Here is a 16566-nt window from a genome sequence, read left to right as displayed (position 1 = left end):
TATCTGTGTCTGGCCCGAGTCACGGGGTTTTGCAACGGATAGTGCGCTGGAACAGTGGCTCCCAGGAGGCCTCGATGGGTTCCGCATCCACCAGTGAGAAATCGTGGGGCGGCGGTTCAAGCAAGGTAATTTCCGGCCATACCGGCCGGCTTCCCCGAAACACCACGGTTACCAGGTAGCCCTCAATGTAGCAGCAGGCGGCTTGCCAGTCCTGTTCCGGCTGGTCGCCGTAGATCTCGAAATTCTTGCGCACCTCCAGGGTCTGGAGGTTGCCGGCAATGCCGCGCCCGGTTGCCTTCAGCCAGGCTTCTTTGAGGGTCCAGACCTTGAGGAAGGTATTCGAGTCGTCTTCCCGGAACAGCCATTCCTGTTCGACCGGGGAGAACCAGCGTTTGACCACTTTCTGCCACTGGGCATGGCGCTGGCAGGGCTCGAGATCCAGTCCGATGGGTGAATCTGCCCGAGTGGCGCAGGCGGAGAGGCCCTGGCTATGGCTGAGAGACAACCGCCAGCCTTCGGGCGTACCGGAAGCGTTAGGGCGGCCGGCCACCGGGCAGCAATGGTTGGGCGGAACCATGGCGGATTTGCCAATGGCCTGGCGAATAAGCCAGCGACTGGACAGGTATTCCCGCTCCCGGGGGCCACTGAATTTGCCTACGGTCTCGCGTTCATAGTCGGTCAGCCAGGCCGGGTGGGCGATCTCGGGCCCATCTGTCTGGTGGCAAAGCCAGACAGATGGGCGGTTATCAGGGCTGAAGTCGTTGGATGAGCCAGCCATCGCCGTCCCTCACATATTCAAAGCGGTCATGGAGCCGGCTGGGCCGGCCCTGCCAGAACTCGATACGGTCGGGGACAATGCGATAACCACCCCAGAAACTTGGGAGGGGCACTTCGCCGTCACTGAATTTGCGTTTGATTTCGGCCACCTTCTGTTCGAGCAGCCCTCGGGACGTGATGGCCTTGCTCTGTTCGGATACCCAGGCGCCAATCTGACTGCCCCGGGGGCGTGATGCAAAGTAGCGCAGGGATTCTGCCTTGCTTACCTTCTCAACGGCGCCCTGGATCCGTACCTGACGATTCAGTCCGATCCAGGGAAATAGCAGGGCTGCCTGGGGGTTCTCTTCCATTTCCCGCGCCTTCCGGCTGCCGTAGTTGGTGTAGAAGACAAAACCCTCGTCGTCGAAGTATTTCAGCAAGACCGTGCGCAGGTCCGGCATGCCATCCTGACCTGTGGTCGCCAGCGACATGGCGTTGGGCTCGAGAATGCCTGCCTCCCGGGCATCTTCAAACCAGACCTGGAACTGCCTGACCGGATTACTGTCCAGCGCATCGCGATCCAGCCCTTCACTCTCGAAATCACGACGCATATCGCCGATATCCATAATGCTCCCTCTCATTCGAGTTTTACTGGCCCGCGATAAATACGATTCCGAAGCATATCGGGTTCAGGCCTGTCTGTCAGCGATGCTTATGTCGGAGACGGTTACATAAAGCCAACAATAGAATGAGACCAAATTCACACTTAGCCCGTATCTAACCTGACGTTGATATAGGTCAGCATTGAGCAACCGGGAAACCTGACCCGTTCAAACACACCAATAAAAGGTCGAACGAGATGATGTCCGAATACGATTTGCCCCTTGTGGCTGCCTCCTTTCTGGTCGCTGTGCTGGCTGCGTACGCTGCCCTGTTCTTCGGCGCCAGGTTGACCAACGCCAAAGACGGCGAGCGCCGAAAATGGCTGGCCGCTGGTGCCGTGTTGATGGGAACCGGCGTCTGGACCATGCACTTTGTCGGAATGCGTGCTATGCCGATGGATGTCGCCATGACGTTCGATGTCCTGATGACGGCGGTTTCGTGGCTCGCGGCTGTGGTTGCCTCCGGCATTGCCCTGCATATTATCGGGCGGGAGCGATTGGGAGCGCCTCTGTTTGCTGGTGCGACGCTCTTCATGGCCGGCGGCATTGTTGTCATGCATTACCTGGGAATGTACGCGATGCGAATGTCTGCGCCGCCGACATTCAACATTGGATTTCTTGCCGTTTCCATCGTGATTGCCGTTGTCGCATCCGGTGTCGCGCTTGCCCTGTGCCGAAAGCTTCAGGGCATGGACGGAGCGGGATCCCTGGCCATTCAGTTTGTGGCAGCCCTGGTGATGGCTGCAGCAATCTGTGGCATGCACTACACCGGTATGATGGCGATGATTTTCCCTGAAGGCGCTGTCCCTGCCGCTGACAATGGCTTGCGCGGTGATTGGATGGGGATCCCTCTGGCCCTCTTCTGTGCAGCCCTGCTCGGCGTTGCATTGGTGGTGACTGTTCTCGATGTAAAACATCAGCGTGACGCCGCCGTACGCAAGGCGGAAGAGGATCAGCGAGTGGCAGAGTTGGCCTTTGTCGACACGGTGACCGGCCTGCCCAACCGTTCAGCACTGGAGGAACGTCTGCTGGATATCCTTGCCCGGGACAACGCCGGCGGTAACCCGTTTGCCCTGATTTATCTGGATATTGCCAACTTCCGGGAGCTTTCCAGCGGCATGGGTGAGGAATCGCTGAATACGGTGGTCAAGGAAATCAGTGCGGCGCTGCTTGACCAGATGTCGGACCCGGTCTATCTGGCCCGGTATTCAGCCAGCGCCTTCTTTGCCCTGGTGCCCGATCATGAGGACAGCCAGCACGCGTTCATGTACAAACGGCTCCGCCAGATCAATGAGCGTATTGGTACTCCGGCTATGCCGGTCACCTGGCGTGTCGGCCAGTCTGCTTACCCGGCAACCGGAAATTCAACGCGCAAGCTGGTCCGCGCTGCCATGGTACCAAGAGACCCCGAAGAGATTGGCCAGTTTTCCAACATGGTCACTGACCCGGAGCTGGTGTTACCGGGTCATAAGCTCCAGAGCTGACAAACCGGCACAAGGCCGACTATCCTTGTGGACAGGCAGGTGGGCAAGATTGCCCCGGGAATCCGCCGGTTATAAGGAGATGTCTGTGGCCCAGAGCCGTAAAAGCAGTCGCATGCCCAGGAATCTGTTGATCGGATTCCTGGCACTTCTGATTCTGTACACCCTGGCAGGGTTCCTGCTGCTTCCCTGGTGGCTGGAGCGGCTGGTGCCAGAGCAGCTGGACCAGCGCATGGGCTGGCAGGCAGAAATCACCGATATCCGTACCAATCCCTTTACCCTTCGGGTAGAAGCTCTGGGACTGTCTGCGGCCGATGCGGATGGCGAGCAGGTGGTTGGCTTTGACCGGCTCATGGTGGACATGAATTTTTTCCAGCTGATTCGGGGAATTGCCGGTTTTGAAGGTATTCAGCTGGACGAGCCTTACGTTCGGGTAGACCTCCTGGAGGATTACAGCGTTAATTTTGCCAGGGACTGGCAGGCGGCCAATCCGAAGGCCGTTCAGGACGAGCGCCCGTCCGCGCAAGCCGAGGAAACCGGCCCACCCAGGCTCTATTTTGGTCAAATTGCGCTGAACGGCGGCGAAATGCTGTTCCGGGACTTCACCAAGCAGGAAATGGCAGAGTTTCGGATTACCCCGCTGGATCTGACACTGAACGACCTCGCCACCTGGCAACGGGAAGGGCAGGACAGCGATTACTCCCTGCTGGCGGCTTTGGGTAGCCAGACGGTCGAGTGGCAAGGGGATCTGAGTGTCGCGCCATTCTATTCCAACGGTACCCTCAAAGTGTCGGCGGTGGGCTATGAAACCCTGGCGCACTTTCTGGCGCCGTTTTTCCCCTACGACCTGCGTGGCGGCAGCGTTACTCTCAGCTCGGACTATGAAATCCAGGCCGGAGACGCCTTTTACCTGGAAACGACCAACGGTCAGCTGAAACTCGAGAATCTTGCCGTCGCCCTGGATGAGCAGAGTGATCAGGCCAGGCTGACGAACGCCCTGCTGTCGGTGGATGCCATCGGTTTCGACCTCAACCGGAGGGAGGTCCGTATCGGCCAGGTGTCCCTGGACAAGCTCGATCTCGCCCTGGCGCGCAGTGCAGCGGGGGAAATCGACTGGTTGGCGCCGCTGGCCTCCGAACAGGGAGAGGCTGAAAGCGCAGACGACGCATCGTCTGCCGGGCAGCCGTTCCGCTGGTCAGTCGCGGGCCTGGCGCTCTCCGACGGTCGGGTTTTCTGGCAGGACAGTCAGCCGGAGACGGCGGCTGAAATTGCTCTTGAGCAACTCTCGGTTTCGGTAGGGCGGATAAGTCACGAGCTGGAGGAACCGGTTACTTACGAAGCCCGGGGAACCCTGGCCAGTGGTGGGCAGTTGTCGCTGAATGGCCAGGTTACGCCCGCGCCATTTACCCTGGAAGCGGCCATATCCGGGAGCGGTGTCGCGCTGGCGGCCTTCGAGCCATACGTGCAGGAGGGTGCCAACCTCGCCATAACCAACGGTACTCTGGGCCTCGATGGCAATCTGGACCTCGATGGCCAACAGGACCCGCTCACCGGCACCTTCAGCGGAACTGCGGAAGTGGCCGGCCTGGACCTGAAACTGCCTGACAGTTCCGGATCGCTGGTGTCATGGCAAACGTTGCGCCTGGCGCCGATTGAATACAACGTCCACCCTGCCCGGTTGGAAATCGGCACTGTGACCCTGGGCCAGCCGAGGATCAACATTGTCCGCAATACCAACAGCGTCCATAACGTGGAGCGCATTGCCAAGGGGGCCGGTTCCGCCGGGGAACAAGAACCGGCCCCGGAGGCCGCAGAGGGAACCGGCGACTCCGAGCCCGAATTCATTTTCCGCATTGGACAGCTGATGCTTGAGAACGGTGAGCTGGCCTACACCGATCGTACGCTGGATCCCGCCTTCACCACATCGCTTGGTGAGCTGAATGGCAGCGTAACCGGATTGAGCAACATTTCCCCGCAGCAGGGCAAGGTATCCATAAGGGGCCGGGTCGGCGGCGTGGCGGACCTCGATTTTGAAGGCACCATTGGGACCCTCGGCACCGAGGATGTCAGCGATCTCCGGTTGATCATGCAGGATCTGTCGCTACCGGCGCTGTCGCCGTATTTCGGGCGATACCTGGGCTACGGCGTGGACAGTGGCAAGCTGAATCTTAACCTGGATTACGAGATTGCCGGCTCACGAATCGATGCCTCCAACCTGGTGGTGATGGATCGGCTGGAACTGGGTTCCGCCATAGCCAGCGACGACGCCGTCAATGCGCCGGTCAAACTGGGTCTGGCCCTGCTCAGGGACAGCAAAGGGGTTATTGAAGTGGACCTGCCGATCAGCGGCGACCTGTCCGACCCGGACTTCAGTGTCGGCAAGGTGGTGATGCGGGCATTCGTAAACCTGTTGGCGAAGGCCGCGGCGTCACCGTTCAGTATGCTTGGTTCGATTGCGGAGCTGGCCGGGTTGAGCGGGGAAGAGTTGGGCAAGGTGAGCTTTGTTCCCGGCAGTATCCAGCTGGCCGAGGGTGAGGCCGAAAAGCTGGCGGCGTTGGCGGACGCCTTGCTGGAACGCCCGGACCTGTTGCTGAATATTCGGGGTAATGTTGAGCCCCAGGCTGACGGACTTGCGCTGTTGCGGGACGATCTGACCGCTGGTGGTGAACAGGAACTGTCCGAGGAAGAGTGGCAGGAGGCCCGGGAAGCCTATCTGGCCGGTGAGCGGTCACTGGCGCCGGAAGCATTGAGTAACCTGGCCTCCTCACGAGGGGTAACCTTGCGGAATGTCCTGCAGCAAACGCACGGAGTACCGGCTGATCAGCTATTCCTGCTCGATCCGGCCCGTAATGCCGAAGTGGGTGGCGAAGGTAACGTGATCGTCGCCTTTAACCTGGATGTGCGTTGACCTCAGGGTGCCTCGAAGCTGGTCAGAAAGCCCGCTGGTAACTGGAGCCCCCAGTTTTCGACGAGTTGCCGGTATCGGCCATTGTCCACCGGTGGCGCCAACAGTTCGAGCATCTGGTCTGCACTGGCGGCGCCGCCCTTCCGGGCAATGATCCTGAGCTGGTAGCGCTGGTCCGGTTCACTCGATATCAGCAGTTTGTCCCAGTCTTCCGGATGCCTGGCCAGGTGCCGCTGCAGGTAGGAGTGACTGACAATCGCAACTTCCGCAACGGAAGGCCGATCGGCCTTTATCAGATTTATGTTGCGGCTGTGGCTGTCGGAAAATTCGATGTCGAATTTCTGCTCCAGCACGGAGTTGTCGGTTTCGTACCCGGTAAAACCGTAGTGATAGCCGGAAATAGCGACGATGGATCGCTTGTTCAGATCATCGAAGAATGAGGAATCTCTGCCGTCCTTTTTGAGAGCGACGTACAGTTCTTCGTCGGCCAGGATTGGACGGGTGATGTCCACGTCCTTCTCTGTCCAGCCCCAGTCTGGGCTTTCAAAGAAGATAACGTCGTAGAGCCCGGCATCGAAATCCAGGTATCGGCGCTTGGGAGAGGTATGAAACACCTGGAAGGAGACCGTTGGGTGGGCGTGTTCGAGTTCCTGAAGCAGGTCGCCCAGCAGGCCTGTGGCTTGCCCGCTACCGTCAACACTGGCGATCGGGGGAAAATGGTAAACGCCCACAGTGATTTCGGTTTCATCTGCCTGAATCGGCGCCGTTGCCAGCATAATAGAGGCAGCAAGGGTGGCCAGTAGTCTCAGAATGTGGGATCGAGCGGACACAATATTCCCGGTTATGTAACAATTGAATACGTATTCAGAATACCATGGGGATTTTGTGTACCTGAAGCAAAAGATTATGAACTAATGCAAAACAGGTCTGTAACCGATGGGTAATGTTGCCAGCCACTTTTTCGCCTATGTCTCCCGCTTGCGTTGGATCAAGCGTTGGGGGCTGATGCGCAATGCCATTGAGGAGAATGTGGCTACCCATTCCTGGGAGGTGGCAACCCTGGCCCATGCGCTTGCCATCATCCGCAACCGGCATTTCGGTGGCCAGGTGAACGCCGACCGTATTGCCGCAGCAGCGCTTTACCATGATGCGACGGAGGTGATTACCGGTGATATGCCGACACCGGTGAAATACCATTCAAAGGTGATGCGAGAGGCATTCGGGGACATCGAGCATAAGGCAGAGGCGGAACTGTTGGCGCTGTTGCCAGAGGACCTGCGAGAGGATTTTTCACCTTATGTTCGGGAGTCTCGGCTACCGGCAGAAGACCGGGAACTGATCAAGGCCGCCGACAGGCTGTCGGCGTGGCTCAAGTGCCAGGCGGAGATCAGGGCCGGCAACAAGGAGTTCGAGCCGGCCGCCCAACAGATCCGCAACCGCCTGGAGGAAGACGGATTGCCAGAGGTTGCCTATTTCCTGAAGGTATTCGCCCCCAGTTACGACCAACCCCTGGACAATCTCCTGGGTTGACGGGTTCTCGGGGCTTAGCTGTTGCCTGCCGCGCCGACCATCCCGCCGCGCAGGCCATCGCGCTGCAGATGCTGGCGAACCGTGTCCTCGGGGCTGCCGGCCAGTTCGCGGAACATGCCCATGGAGCCGAGCAGCGCTGAGGATTCGTAGGGTACGAACACCCGCTCGCCCTCTTTCGCCATATTGGGCAGAACCTTGATATAGCTCTGGCCCAGAAGGTAGCCAATAACCGTCTGCTTGTTCTCTTCAGAGTCGCCCATTGCGCTGAGTACCAGACGGATGGACTCCTGCTCACCCTGGGCCCGGAGAATGGCCGACTCCTTGTCGCCCTGGGCATTCAGAATGGCGGATTCGCGCTGGCCCTGTGCCATGGCGATAGCCGCCGACTTTTCCCCCTCGGCTTCGGTGACCGTGGCCCGGCGCTTGCGCTCTGCAGCCATCTGCAACCGCATGGCTTCCTCCACTTCTTCCGGCATGCTGATGTCCTGGACTTCCACCCGGGTAAGCTTGACGCCCCACTTGGAAGCGGCCTCTTCCATCTCGGCCTGGATGGCGTTGTTCACCTCGCTGCGGGATTCAAACAGCTTGTCCAGCTCCATCTTGCCCACCACCGAGCGCAGGGTGGTTTTGGCCAGAACCTCCACCGCCTGGCTCATGTTGGCGACTTCGTAAACGGCCCGGCGCGGGTCAATGATCTGGTAATACAGGGCGCCGTTGATCTTCACCGTGACGTTGTCGGTGGTCACCACCGGCTGTCCAGGGAAGTCCATAACCGTTTCCCGGCGGTCAATCCGGACCTCATCGCTCATCACCGGATGGTAGTCTTCGCCCATGCGGACGTAGCGAATCATGGTGATTGGGCGTGGCCGCTCGATGAAGGGGATGATGATGTTCACGCCACTTTCAAGAATGCGATTGAAAGAACCCAGCCGCTCAATGACCATGACTTCGGATTGGCGAACGATGACCAGTCCCTTGGCAATGATGAAGATGCCAATAGCGACCAGGATCAGGCTGATGATCAGCCCGGGTGAAAGATACTGTTCCATGCTTACTGTTCCTTGTGTGTGATCGTCTCAACAACGGCGGTCGTGCCGTCAAACTGTTTGAAAATGACGTCGGTTCCTTCCGGAAGGTCGGTTTCTCCGGTGTCAGTGACCCGCAGGCGATAGAAATCGCCGTTGACCTTGATGCCCGTGGCACCATCGAAATCCCGTTTCTGGGTCTGGTAACGCCGGCCCTGCTCCACTCCGGTTCCGGTCGTGCCATAGGCCACGCCTTTGGGAGAGAAGCGCGGTCGTATCCAGCGAATGGCGACAGGCACCAGGATTCCCGAGAACACCCCCATGCCGGCCAGCTGCCACTCAAATGGTACGCCCAGAAAAGCCAGCAAGGCAGTCAGCGCGGCGGCAATGCCCAGGGCCAGAAGTAACAGGACACCCGAGGCCAGTTCAGCCAGGCTCAGCACCAGCGCCAGGATCAGCCAGAAATGCGTAAGACTCCATTCCATAAAGAAAATCCACAGGTTTGGGGAAGGGGGAGGCTCGGTGTCGCGCACCGGCCGTCGGCAACGGATTGTACCGGAAAGCAGATGCCGCGTCAGAGGGTGGCCGGAGTGCCATGTGGCCTGGTTCACTAAAGCCATATCCCCCGGACGGGCAATTGTTAGAGTATCTGCTTTAATTGCCAGAGCACACAACAAGAGGTCCGTGACCATGAAGAATCTGAAGAACAAAGTTGCCGTTGTTACCGGTGCCGGCTCGGGTATCGGACGCGCGCTCGCGAAGTCCCTGGCGGACCTGGGCTGCCGGCTGGCGCTGTCTGACGTCAATGAGGCCGGCCTGGCGGAAACGGCGGAAGCGCTAGGGAATGCCGACGTGAAGACCTACCGGCTGGATGTCTCGGATCGGGATGCCATCTTTGCCCATGCCGAGGAGGTTGTAAAAGACTTTGGTCAGGTCAATCTGGTCATCAACAATGCGGGTGTGGCACTGTCTGCAACGGTACGTGAGATGACCGACGAGGACTTCAAATGGGTCATGGACATTGACTTCTGGGGTGTTGCCCACGGCACCCGTGCCTTCCTGCCACATCTGATTGCCTCGGGCGATGGCCATGTGGTGAATGTGTCCAGCGTGTTCGGACTGATCGGCGTGCCCAAACAGAGCGCCTACAACGCCGCCAAGTTTGCGGTACGCGGATTCACCGAAGCCCTCAGGCAGGAAATGAAGCTGGAAAACCAGCCGGTGGCGGTGAGTTGTGTGCACCCCGGTGGCATCCGCACCAACATTGCCAATGCCGCGCGTATGGGCAAGTCCGAGAATGCCGTCGCCCAGCGCAAGGGTTTCGACAAGCTCGCCATGACCACGCCCGAGAAAGCGGCGGAGACCATTGTGAAAGGCATCCTCAAGAACGAGTCCCGCATCCTGGTAGGCCCGGACGCCTGGGGTATCGACGCCATCAACCGTCTGCTGGGTTCGGCTTATCAGCCTTTGGTGGAACGCTTCTCCCGCAAGAACCTGTATGTCTGATGCGTGCGGCTGAGTGTCAGGGGCCCGTGAAGAACCGGGCCTGCTGTACATTTTACAAACAGTGTTTCGGGGCTATACTCGTAAGCTGATCCAAGGAAGAGTCAGCATGAATACGCCTCACCATTCCGACCTGGGGGCCACACTGGAACAGAGCCGCTCAGGTCTGCGCGACAGCCATCGCCGCTCGTTGATGCGGCTGCTTTTTCTGATCACTGGCTCGGCACTGGTGGTTTTCGCATGCCTGCAGATTCTCAATGGTTTCCTCTGGGTGGGCATTGGTGAACTCTGTGCCAGCGCGTTGCTGTTTTTCGGCGTCTGGCGCCTGAAATCCACGCCCTACCTGCAGCAATGGGTTTATGCCTATCTGGTGCCTCTGTTCGCATTTTTCCTCGTGATAATGCTGCTGCCAGAAGCCTCGGTGTCCGCTTTCGTCTGGGTGCTGATGATGCCGGTTCTTGCCTACCTGCTGCTCGGCAAGAAAGAAGGCATGATTCTCAGCGCGCCCTTCATGATCGTCGGCGGCGTTATCTACTACATCCACCTTGGCCAGGTCGGCAGCCCCCACGCGATGATCGATCTGCTCAACATGGTGTTGTGCGGTGCCCTGATGCTGGCCTTCATTCACTTGTATGAGGGCCGCCGCGAAGAGGCCGAGCAGCGCCTGGTGGATATGGCCCAGACTGATGCGCTGACCGGTCTCGCCAATCGCAGCAATTTCCAGGGCACATTGAATCGGACCATCGCCGAGTGTGATCGCAGCGGAGCCGGTTTTGCTCTCGTGGTCATGGACATTGACCACTTCAAGCTTGTGAACGACACCCTGGGCCACGAGGCCGGAGACTATGTTCTCAAAAACATCAGCCGATGCCTGACCGAGCGCCTGAGAAACACGGACTTCGTCGGCCGCCTCGGTGGCGAGGAGTTCGGCCTGATTCTGCGGGATGTGAAGCCGGCGGATGCGTTTGTCCTGATGGATGAGCTGCGCCAGCGGATTGCTGAACGCGATTTGCCCTATGGTGATGCCCGTATCCGGGTGACCGCCTCCTTCGGGGTTGCCCAGTGGCCAGATCACGGCCGGGAAGCTGAAGGCCTGCTCCGGGTTGCGGACCGCTGGCTGTACAGTGGCAAGCGGGCCGGTCGAAATCGGGTTGTGGGGGCTGGTCACAACCCACGCCAGCTCGAGATTCTGACTGTCGAAGCAGGCTGATTGCGGTATTCTTGGGGCCATCATTTCCTTGCAAGATTGACCTAGCCCATGTGTGAACTGCTGGCCATGAGCGCCAATACGCCCACTGACCTGTGTTTCAGCTTCACCGGCCTCACCCGCCGCGGCGGCCAGACCGGCCCCCACAAGGACGGTTGGGGTGTGGCCTTCTACGAGGGCAAAGGCGTCCGGGCCTTCCACGACGCCGATGCCAGCGCCAGTTCCCGAATCGCCGAAGTGGTCCAGACCCACCCGATCAAGAGCGAAGTAGCCATCTGCCACATCCGCCAGGCAAACGTCGGCGACATCTGCCTGGCCAATACCCATCCGTTCATGCGCGAACTCTGGGGCCGCTACTGGGTGTTCGCCCATAACGGCCAGTTGTCCGGCTTCCGCTCAACGCCGGGCTTTTACGAGCCGGTCGGCACCACTGATAGTGAAGCCCTGTTCTGCGACATCCTTAACCACTTACGCAGCCATTGCGACCGGAACACCCCCACCGACGATATCATTGATCGGCTCGTGATCCTCTCAAAGGCCTATGCCAGCCAGGGCGTTTTCAACCTCCTGCTGAGTAACGGCGACTGGCTGTTTACCTACTGCACCACCAAGATGGCCAGCATTACCCGAAGGGCTCCGTTCGGTCCTGCTCGCCTGAAAGACGCGGACGTGACGGTGGACTTTGAATCGGAGACGACGCCAAACGATATCGTCAGCGTGATTGTGACGGAGCCACTGACCACCGATGAAAAGTGGGATGTCTACCAGCCGAGTGAATGGCGGTTATGGAAGAAAGGAGAAGTCATTCGATCCGGCGTCGCTGAGCCGAATGCCTGACCCGGGAGTTGGGAATCGGGCGGGGAGGTCTTTCTTCCGGGAAAAGGCAACTCGCTGTGCTCAGACATCATTTTCCCTGCACAAAGACCTCCCCACCCGCTTCCCTTCAGGGCTGGGAGTTGCTTCCGTGGTTTACTGAAGCGTCCTGCGATTACCTTTCTTGTATTGCGGTGCGATGTGCGCCTGGATCTCCTCTTTGAAACGGGCAATCAGGTCGCTGTTGTCGTGATCCCAGGGGTGGAAACCGGGTTTGAAGTACTCCAGCCAGGTGGGAATCAGGCTGGAGAAAGTGCCGTTCAGGCCCCAGAGGCGCCAGAGACCTGAAGCGGTATCTTTCAGAGAAAAGTTCTTGCGGTCGTTCAGCATCATCCGGCTGGTGAAGTAGGTGCTCATGACACCCAGGGCGGCGGTGCTGAAGGCGAGATAAAAGGTTCTTTCGGCGTAGGTGCCGCCGGCCGCCTGGAAAACGTCATAGGCAACCGCCTTGTGCTCGGTCTCTTCAATCGCGTGCCAGACCCATAGCGGGCGCATGGACTCGTCCATGTCCTGACGGACATCGTCCCGCTCCAGAAGCATGTCGGCCATCATGGCGGTCAGGTGCTCCAGGGCACAGGTTATGGCCAGCTGGTGACGCTTGGGCAGTTTCTTGGCAATGCCGAGGACCACCTCCAGGTGTTTTTCCAGTTCCTCAACCGGCATGCCCTGGTCACGAACATGCTGGTTCATGGCGATGTGCTCCAGGGAGTGCATGGCCTCCTGGCCAATGAACCCGCGTATTTCCTCTTTGAGTTTGGGATCGGAGATCTTGTCCCGGAACGCCCTTACCGAATCGACAAAGAACTGCTCGCCCTGGGGAAACAGTACCGAGAGCGCATTCATGATGTGGCTGATGGTGTAGCTGTTATCGACCCAGTAGCGGGGAACCTGTTCACCGAACTCGAACCCCATGCGCTGGGCGGTGATGGTGACGTTGTCCGGGGTGTTTGAGGCCCGGGTAACGGGAGCCGCTTTGTTTTCTGCGGTTTTGTTGCTCAGCATGTGTGTACTCCTCACTCTGGCTGATGTCATGGCTCCAGTGTGGGGCAGTCAACGTCGGGCAGGAATGCGCAAATGGGACGCCAGTCGATCAGGATGGGACACGGCCCGGGATTTGATTGGCCATGCTGACGGCGAGCATGGTGTACCGGGCCCCACTGTAGCGGCAAGAGGCATCTGATAGAGTCAGTTGAAGTGCTTCAGCCACCCCAATAATAAGGAATGCCAATGAGCCCAACCGGTCCGGACAAAGAACGGCAGATGCTGGGATTGTTCCTGGTGCCGGGCGCTTACCTGCGGGTCTTGGCCGAAACCGTCCGGCAACTGGGGTATAACGACCGGTCACTCTATGAAGGGCTCGAATTCTCCCCGGACGATCTCAAGTCCAACGACAGCCGGGTCTTTGTCACCGATGCCATCATCATGGCCAAGCGGGCCGTGAACCTGGCCGGGCAGGACGGTCTCAGTTTCATGCTGGCCCGCGAACTGCGCCTGACCATTCACGGCACCCTGGGCTTCGCGGCCCTCACCAGCCCCACCTTCGCCGATGCCCTGGATTCCGTGCGCCGTTACCTGCATTTGCGGGTGCCGTTCCTCAGTATGAGCCAGTCCGAAGCAGGGGATCAGGTGCTGGTAAAGCTGTGCACCGAATTCGAAGTGCCCGGCCTCTATCCGTTTCTCGCCGAGACCGTGAGCGCCACCCTGATCCTGCTGACCGAACAGCTCCTGGACCGGGAAGACGCTGCCAGACACGGCTTTGCTTTGGAAGACGGCAAGCTCCCTGGCGTCACCGTTCGCCTGAGCGCGCCGGAGCCGCCCTGCTACCGGCAGTTTGCGAACCAGCTACCGGTCCGATTCGAATACGGCCAGCCGGATGAAATGATGGTGTTCCCCCGGGAGCTTCTGGAAGTGCGCATGCGCTTGGCCGACGCCGAAGCCTCCCGCATGGCCCGAGATCAGTGTGAGTTCGAGCTCCAGAAGGCCCTGAAAGAGCAGGGTGACATTGTCCTGGCCATCCGGAACATGCTCCGGATGATGCCCGGCCCCTTGCCGTCCCTGGAAGCCATGGCCGAGCGTTTCTGCGTCTCGTCCAGAACCCTGAAACGCCGGCTGGCCGACCGCGATACCAGCTACCGTGAAATCCTCGAGTCGGTTCTGAAAGACCGGGCGATCCAGTTACTCCGCTATACCAACCAGTCCGTCAGCGAGATTGCCTATGAGCTGGGTTATGCGGACCTGTCCAACTTCAGCCGGGCTTTTCGTAAGTGGACCGGTAAGTCGGCCAGCGAGTTTCGTGAGGGTGGTCCGGACCCTGCGCCCGAGGTGGGGCCCTAATTTCAGGGACCTCACGTTTGGGAGCGTGGTCGCAGGGCGGGGCTTTATTTTTTCGGGTAAAAACAACTCGCTTCGCTCAGACATTTTTTCCCCGAAAAAATAAAGCCCCACCCCACGCCCTGCTGACAGACGAGATTGCCGTCTTATTTTTATTGCTCTGTCTTAATTTGTCTTTTCTTTCCTATGCCACAATGTGTGGACGGACGGGGGGAAGGAATATTTTCCCGACAGGAAAAAGATGTCTGAGCGAAGCGAGTTGTTTTTCCCGAGGGAAAATATTCCTTCCCCCCGGCCAGCCCCCAAATCAACCAGGCTAGGGCCATAATTGAAACCAGACACCAACCCAAAAGGATGAAAACGAACATGACCCAAAGGCCAGACACTCACAGCAAACTGATCGGCTACCTGCTCTGGATCTTCGGATTCCTTGGTTCCCACAGGTTTTACTACGGCAAACCCGTTACCGGCACCATCTGGTTCTTTACCCTGGGGCTGCTGTTCATCGGCTGGATCATCGACCTGTTCCTGATCCCGGCCATGGACCGCGAAGCGGACCTGCGATTCCGGGAAGGTGAAGTCAGCTACAACATCGGCTGGATCCTGCTCACCTTCCTCGGTGTGTTCGGGATTCATCGAATGTACATGGGCAAGTGGATTACCGGGATCATCTACCTGTTTACCGGCGGCCTGTTCCTGATCGGCGTGCTGTACGACTTCTGGACCCTGAACAACCAGATTTCCATCCGTAACGAGGAACGCCGCTTCAGCTGATCGAGCTGCTCACAGTCCGGCAGCGGCCTCCAGTTCGACCAGGGCCTCTTCCAGGTAGTCGAGCATCCGCTGCAGGCTGGGTAGCGTGCGGCGGCAGCCGATGAGGCCGAACTCCACCTGGTCGCCGTAGCTGGTCAAGGTCATGTTCAGGGCCAGGCGATCCATGGCGATGGAGACCGGGTACATGCCGTCCATCATGGCACCGTTCCAGTAGCAAGTCTCCCGCGGCCCAGGCACGTTGGAAATGACCACATTGAAGGTCTGCCATTTCGGAGCCATGCCGGTAAGCAGATGGAACGCCGCCGGCGCCAGGGTCAGGGCGGTGTAATTGATGATCTCCTCCGGGGACATGTCGGCGTATCGGTCTTTTGCAGCCTTAACATCCTCGTGGATCTGCATCAGCCGGGTAACCGGGCTGGTAACGTCGGTGTGCAGGGAGGCAAGGATCACGCCCACCTGGTTGCCACCGGAGCTGTCATCCTTGCGCAGTGACACCGGCACCATGGCGATCAGTGGTTTCTCCGGCAAGGCGTCCTGGTTCATCAGGTAGCTGCGCAACGCGGTGGCGCACATGGCCATCACTACATCATTCACCGTGGTTCCGTAGGTTTTACACACCGCCTTTATCCGACTGAGTTCATAGGATTGCGCTGCGAAGCGCCGGGAGCCGGTGATCTTCTGGTTCAGGATGCTGCGGGGTGCGTGGAATATGGAGGAATAGGCCGGGTCTTTTCGAGCATTGTTGATGGTTCGCAGCAGTTCCCGGGCGACGGTGGGCACGGTGCCCAGCTGCTTGCCGGATTCGCCCAGCAGATGGCCGACACTGCGCCACAGGGAGGGGCCACCCTCCTCCTTTTCACGGGACGGGCGGGGTGGCATGGCCCAGATCGGCGGCATGTCCCGCTCGCCGGTATCCTGGCAAAGCATCTGGGTGACCATCCGCATGGCCGATACGCCGTCCACGAGGGCATGATGTACCTTGATATAGACGGCAAACTGGCGCTCCCCCAGCCCTTCAATCAGATGGAACTCCCACAGTGGTCGCTCCCGGTCCATCAGGTGGGAATGTTCCGCCGAAACAAACGACAACAGCTCTCTTACCCGTCCCGGGGTCGGTAGCGCTTCGAAACGGAAGTGGTGCTCCAGATCCAGATGCTCGTCTTCCACCCAGACTGGCTGGCCGAACCGGTAATCCAGGCGCTGGTTGAACGGCGGCGTTACTTTGGTGAATTGCCTGAGCCGGTCGGCGAGCTGGGCGACGTAATCGTCCGGTGCGTCCTCGGGAAAAGAAAACAGCTGAAGACCGCCCACATGCATGGGCTGCTGCCGCTTTTCCAGCCATAGAAAAAGCTGATCCGTCGGGCTGAGAGGTTTCACGGGGCGTCCTTGTAATTTGTGTTGCCACAATAGTAGCTCAGATAGCTGGCAACGGAATTGACCCCGGTTCGCATTCCCTCACCCGGATGGGCCAAACCGTGTCCAAGGTCCGGACGGGGTTTTTCAACGTAAGCCATGAACT

The 16566-nt window shown here is 59.1% G+C and carries 15 protein-coding genes; 8 read left to right on the top strand and 7 right to left on the bottom strand.

Translation table 11 applies throughout. The features are described 5' to 3' along the window. Window positions 1-19 precede the first annotated feature (19 nt). Window positions 20-778, bottom strand: a complete 759-nt coding sequence (locus ABNF92_RS10105; protein ID WP_209399303.1) for a 4'-phosphopantetheinyl transferase superfamily protein — start codon at window positions 776-778, stop codon at window positions 20-22. Further along, complete coding sequence (gene pdxH / locus ABNF92_RS10100; protein ID WP_069182540.1) at window positions 747-1382, bottom strand: pyridoxamine 5'-phosphate oxidase; 636 nt, start codon at window positions 1380-1382, stop codon at window positions 747-749. Before pdxH ends, ABNF92_RS10105 begins: the two co-directional genes overlap by 32 nt. 233 nt (window positions 1383-1615) lie before the next feature. Between pdxH and ABNF92_RS10095 the strand changes: the two genes are divergently transcribed. Together ABNF92_RS10095 and ABNF92_RS10090 are read left to right on the top strand one after the other, a co-directional pair. Next, window positions 1616-2902, top strand: coding sequence for an MHYT domain-containing protein (locus ABNF92_RS10095; RefSeq protein ID WP_349342059.1), 1287 nt, complete (start codon window positions 1616-1618; stop codon window positions 2900-2902). Between the two features lie 79 nt (window positions 2903-2981). Further along, complete coding sequence (locus ABNF92_RS10090; protein WP_349344076.1) at window positions 2982-5807, top strand: DUF748 domain-containing protein; 2826 nt, start codon at window positions 2982-2984, stop codon at window positions 5805-5807. Between the two features lie 2 nt (window positions 5808-5809). On the opposite strand, the gene ABNF92_RS10085 is transcribed toward ABNF92_RS10090, so the two are convergent. Continuing rightward, complete coding sequence (locus ABNF92_RS10085) at window positions 5810-6634, bottom strand: transporter substrate-binding domain-containing protein (RefSeq protein WP_349342058.1); 825 nt, start codon at window positions 6632-6634, stop codon at window positions 5810-5812. Window positions 6635-6740: 106 nt separating this feature from the next. Between ABNF92_RS10085 and yfbR the strand changes: the two genes are divergently transcribed. Beyond that, entirely contained in the window at window positions 6741-7334 is a 594-nt protein-coding gene (yfbR, locus tag ABNF92_RS10080) for a 5'-deoxynucleotidase (RefSeq protein ID WP_222465835.1), read from the top strand. A 14-nt stretch (window positions 7335-7348) separates the two neighbouring features. Here yfbR and ABNF92_RS10075 read toward each other — a convergent pair whose 3' ends face one another. After that, window positions 7349-8383: an SPFH domain-containing protein gene (locus ABNF92_RS10075; protein WP_136630425.1), complete on the bottom strand. Its 1035-nt coding sequence runs from the start codon at window positions 8381-8383 to the stop codon at window positions 7349-7351. 2 nt (window positions 8384-8385) lie between these two features. Further along, the gene (locus ABNF92_RS10070) at window positions 8386-8844 is read right to left on the bottom strand and encodes a nodulation efficiency, NfeD-like protein (protein WP_069182545.1); all 459 of its coding nucleotides are present in this window, start codon (window positions 8842-8844) and stop codon (window positions 8386-8388) included. Window positions 8845-9049: 205 nt separating this feature from the next. Between ABNF92_RS10070 and ABNF92_RS10065 the strand changes: the two genes are divergently transcribed. The 3 genes from ABNF92_RS10065 (at window position 9050) to ABNF92_RS10055 (ending at window position 11906) form a co-directional block, all read left to right on the top strand. Further along, window positions 9050-9865 (top strand): SDR family NAD(P)-dependent oxidoreductase, encoded by an 816-nt coding sequence (locus tag ABNF92_RS10065; protein WP_349342057.1) that lies wholly within the window; start codon window positions 9050-9052, stop codon window positions 9863-9865. 106 nt (window positions 9866-9971) lie between these two features. Continuing rightward, entirely contained in the window at window positions 9972-11072 is a 1101-nt protein-coding gene (locus tag ABNF92_RS10060; protein ID WP_349342056.1) for a GGDEF domain-containing protein, read from the top strand. 48 nt (window positions 11073-11120) lie between these two features. Next, window positions 11121-11906: a class II glutamine amidotransferase gene (locus ABNF92_RS10055; RefSeq protein WP_349342055.1), complete on the top strand. Its 786-nt coding sequence runs from the start codon at window positions 11121-11123 to the stop codon at window positions 11904-11906. 132 nt (window positions 11907-12038) lie between these two features. On the opposite strand, the gene ABNF92_RS10050 is transcribed toward ABNF92_RS10055, so the two are convergent. Continuing rightward, the gene (locus tag ABNF92_RS10050) at window positions 12039-12944 is read right to left on the bottom strand and encodes a metal-dependent hydrolase (RefSeq protein WP_069182549.1); all 906 of its coding nucleotides are present in this window, start codon (window positions 12942-12944) and stop codon (window positions 12039-12041) included. Between the two features lie 225 nt (window positions 12945-13169). Here ABNF92_RS10050 and ABNF92_RS10045 point away from each other — a divergent pair, with 225 nt between their 5' ends. Then, window positions 13170-14276: an AraC family transcriptional regulator gene (locus ABNF92_RS10045; protein ID WP_136630420.1), complete on the top strand. Its 1107-nt coding sequence runs from the start codon at window positions 13170-13172 to the stop codon at window positions 14274-14276. 363 nt (window positions 14277-14639) lie between these two features. Continuing rightward, on the top strand, window positions 14640-15047 hold the full coding sequence (locus ABNF92_RS10040) for a TM2 domain-containing protein (RefSeq protein ID WP_349342054.1): 408 nt from the start codon (window positions 14640-14642) through the stop codon (window positions 15045-15047). Window positions 15048-15056: 9 nt separating this feature from the next. Here the strand turns inward: ABNF92_RS10040 and ABNF92_RS10035 are convergent, their stop codons facing one another. After that, window positions 15057-16424, bottom strand: a complete 1368-nt coding sequence (locus ABNF92_RS10035) for a wax ester/triacylglycerol synthase family O-acyltransferase (RefSeq protein ID WP_349342053.1) — start codon at window positions 16422-16424, stop codon at window positions 15057-15059. Window positions 16425-16566 lie beyond the last annotated feature (142 nt).

The organism is Marinobacter sp. MMG032, from assembly GCF_040112695.1.
In the GTDB taxonomy this organism is placed as follows: Bacteria; Pseudomonadota; Gammaproteobacteria; order Pseudomonadales; family Oleiphilaceae; genus Marinobacter; species Marinobacter salsuginis.
The sequence above is the reverse complement of the archived record's forward strand: the minus strand, read 5'-3'. Positions and strand labels throughout refer to the sequence as shown.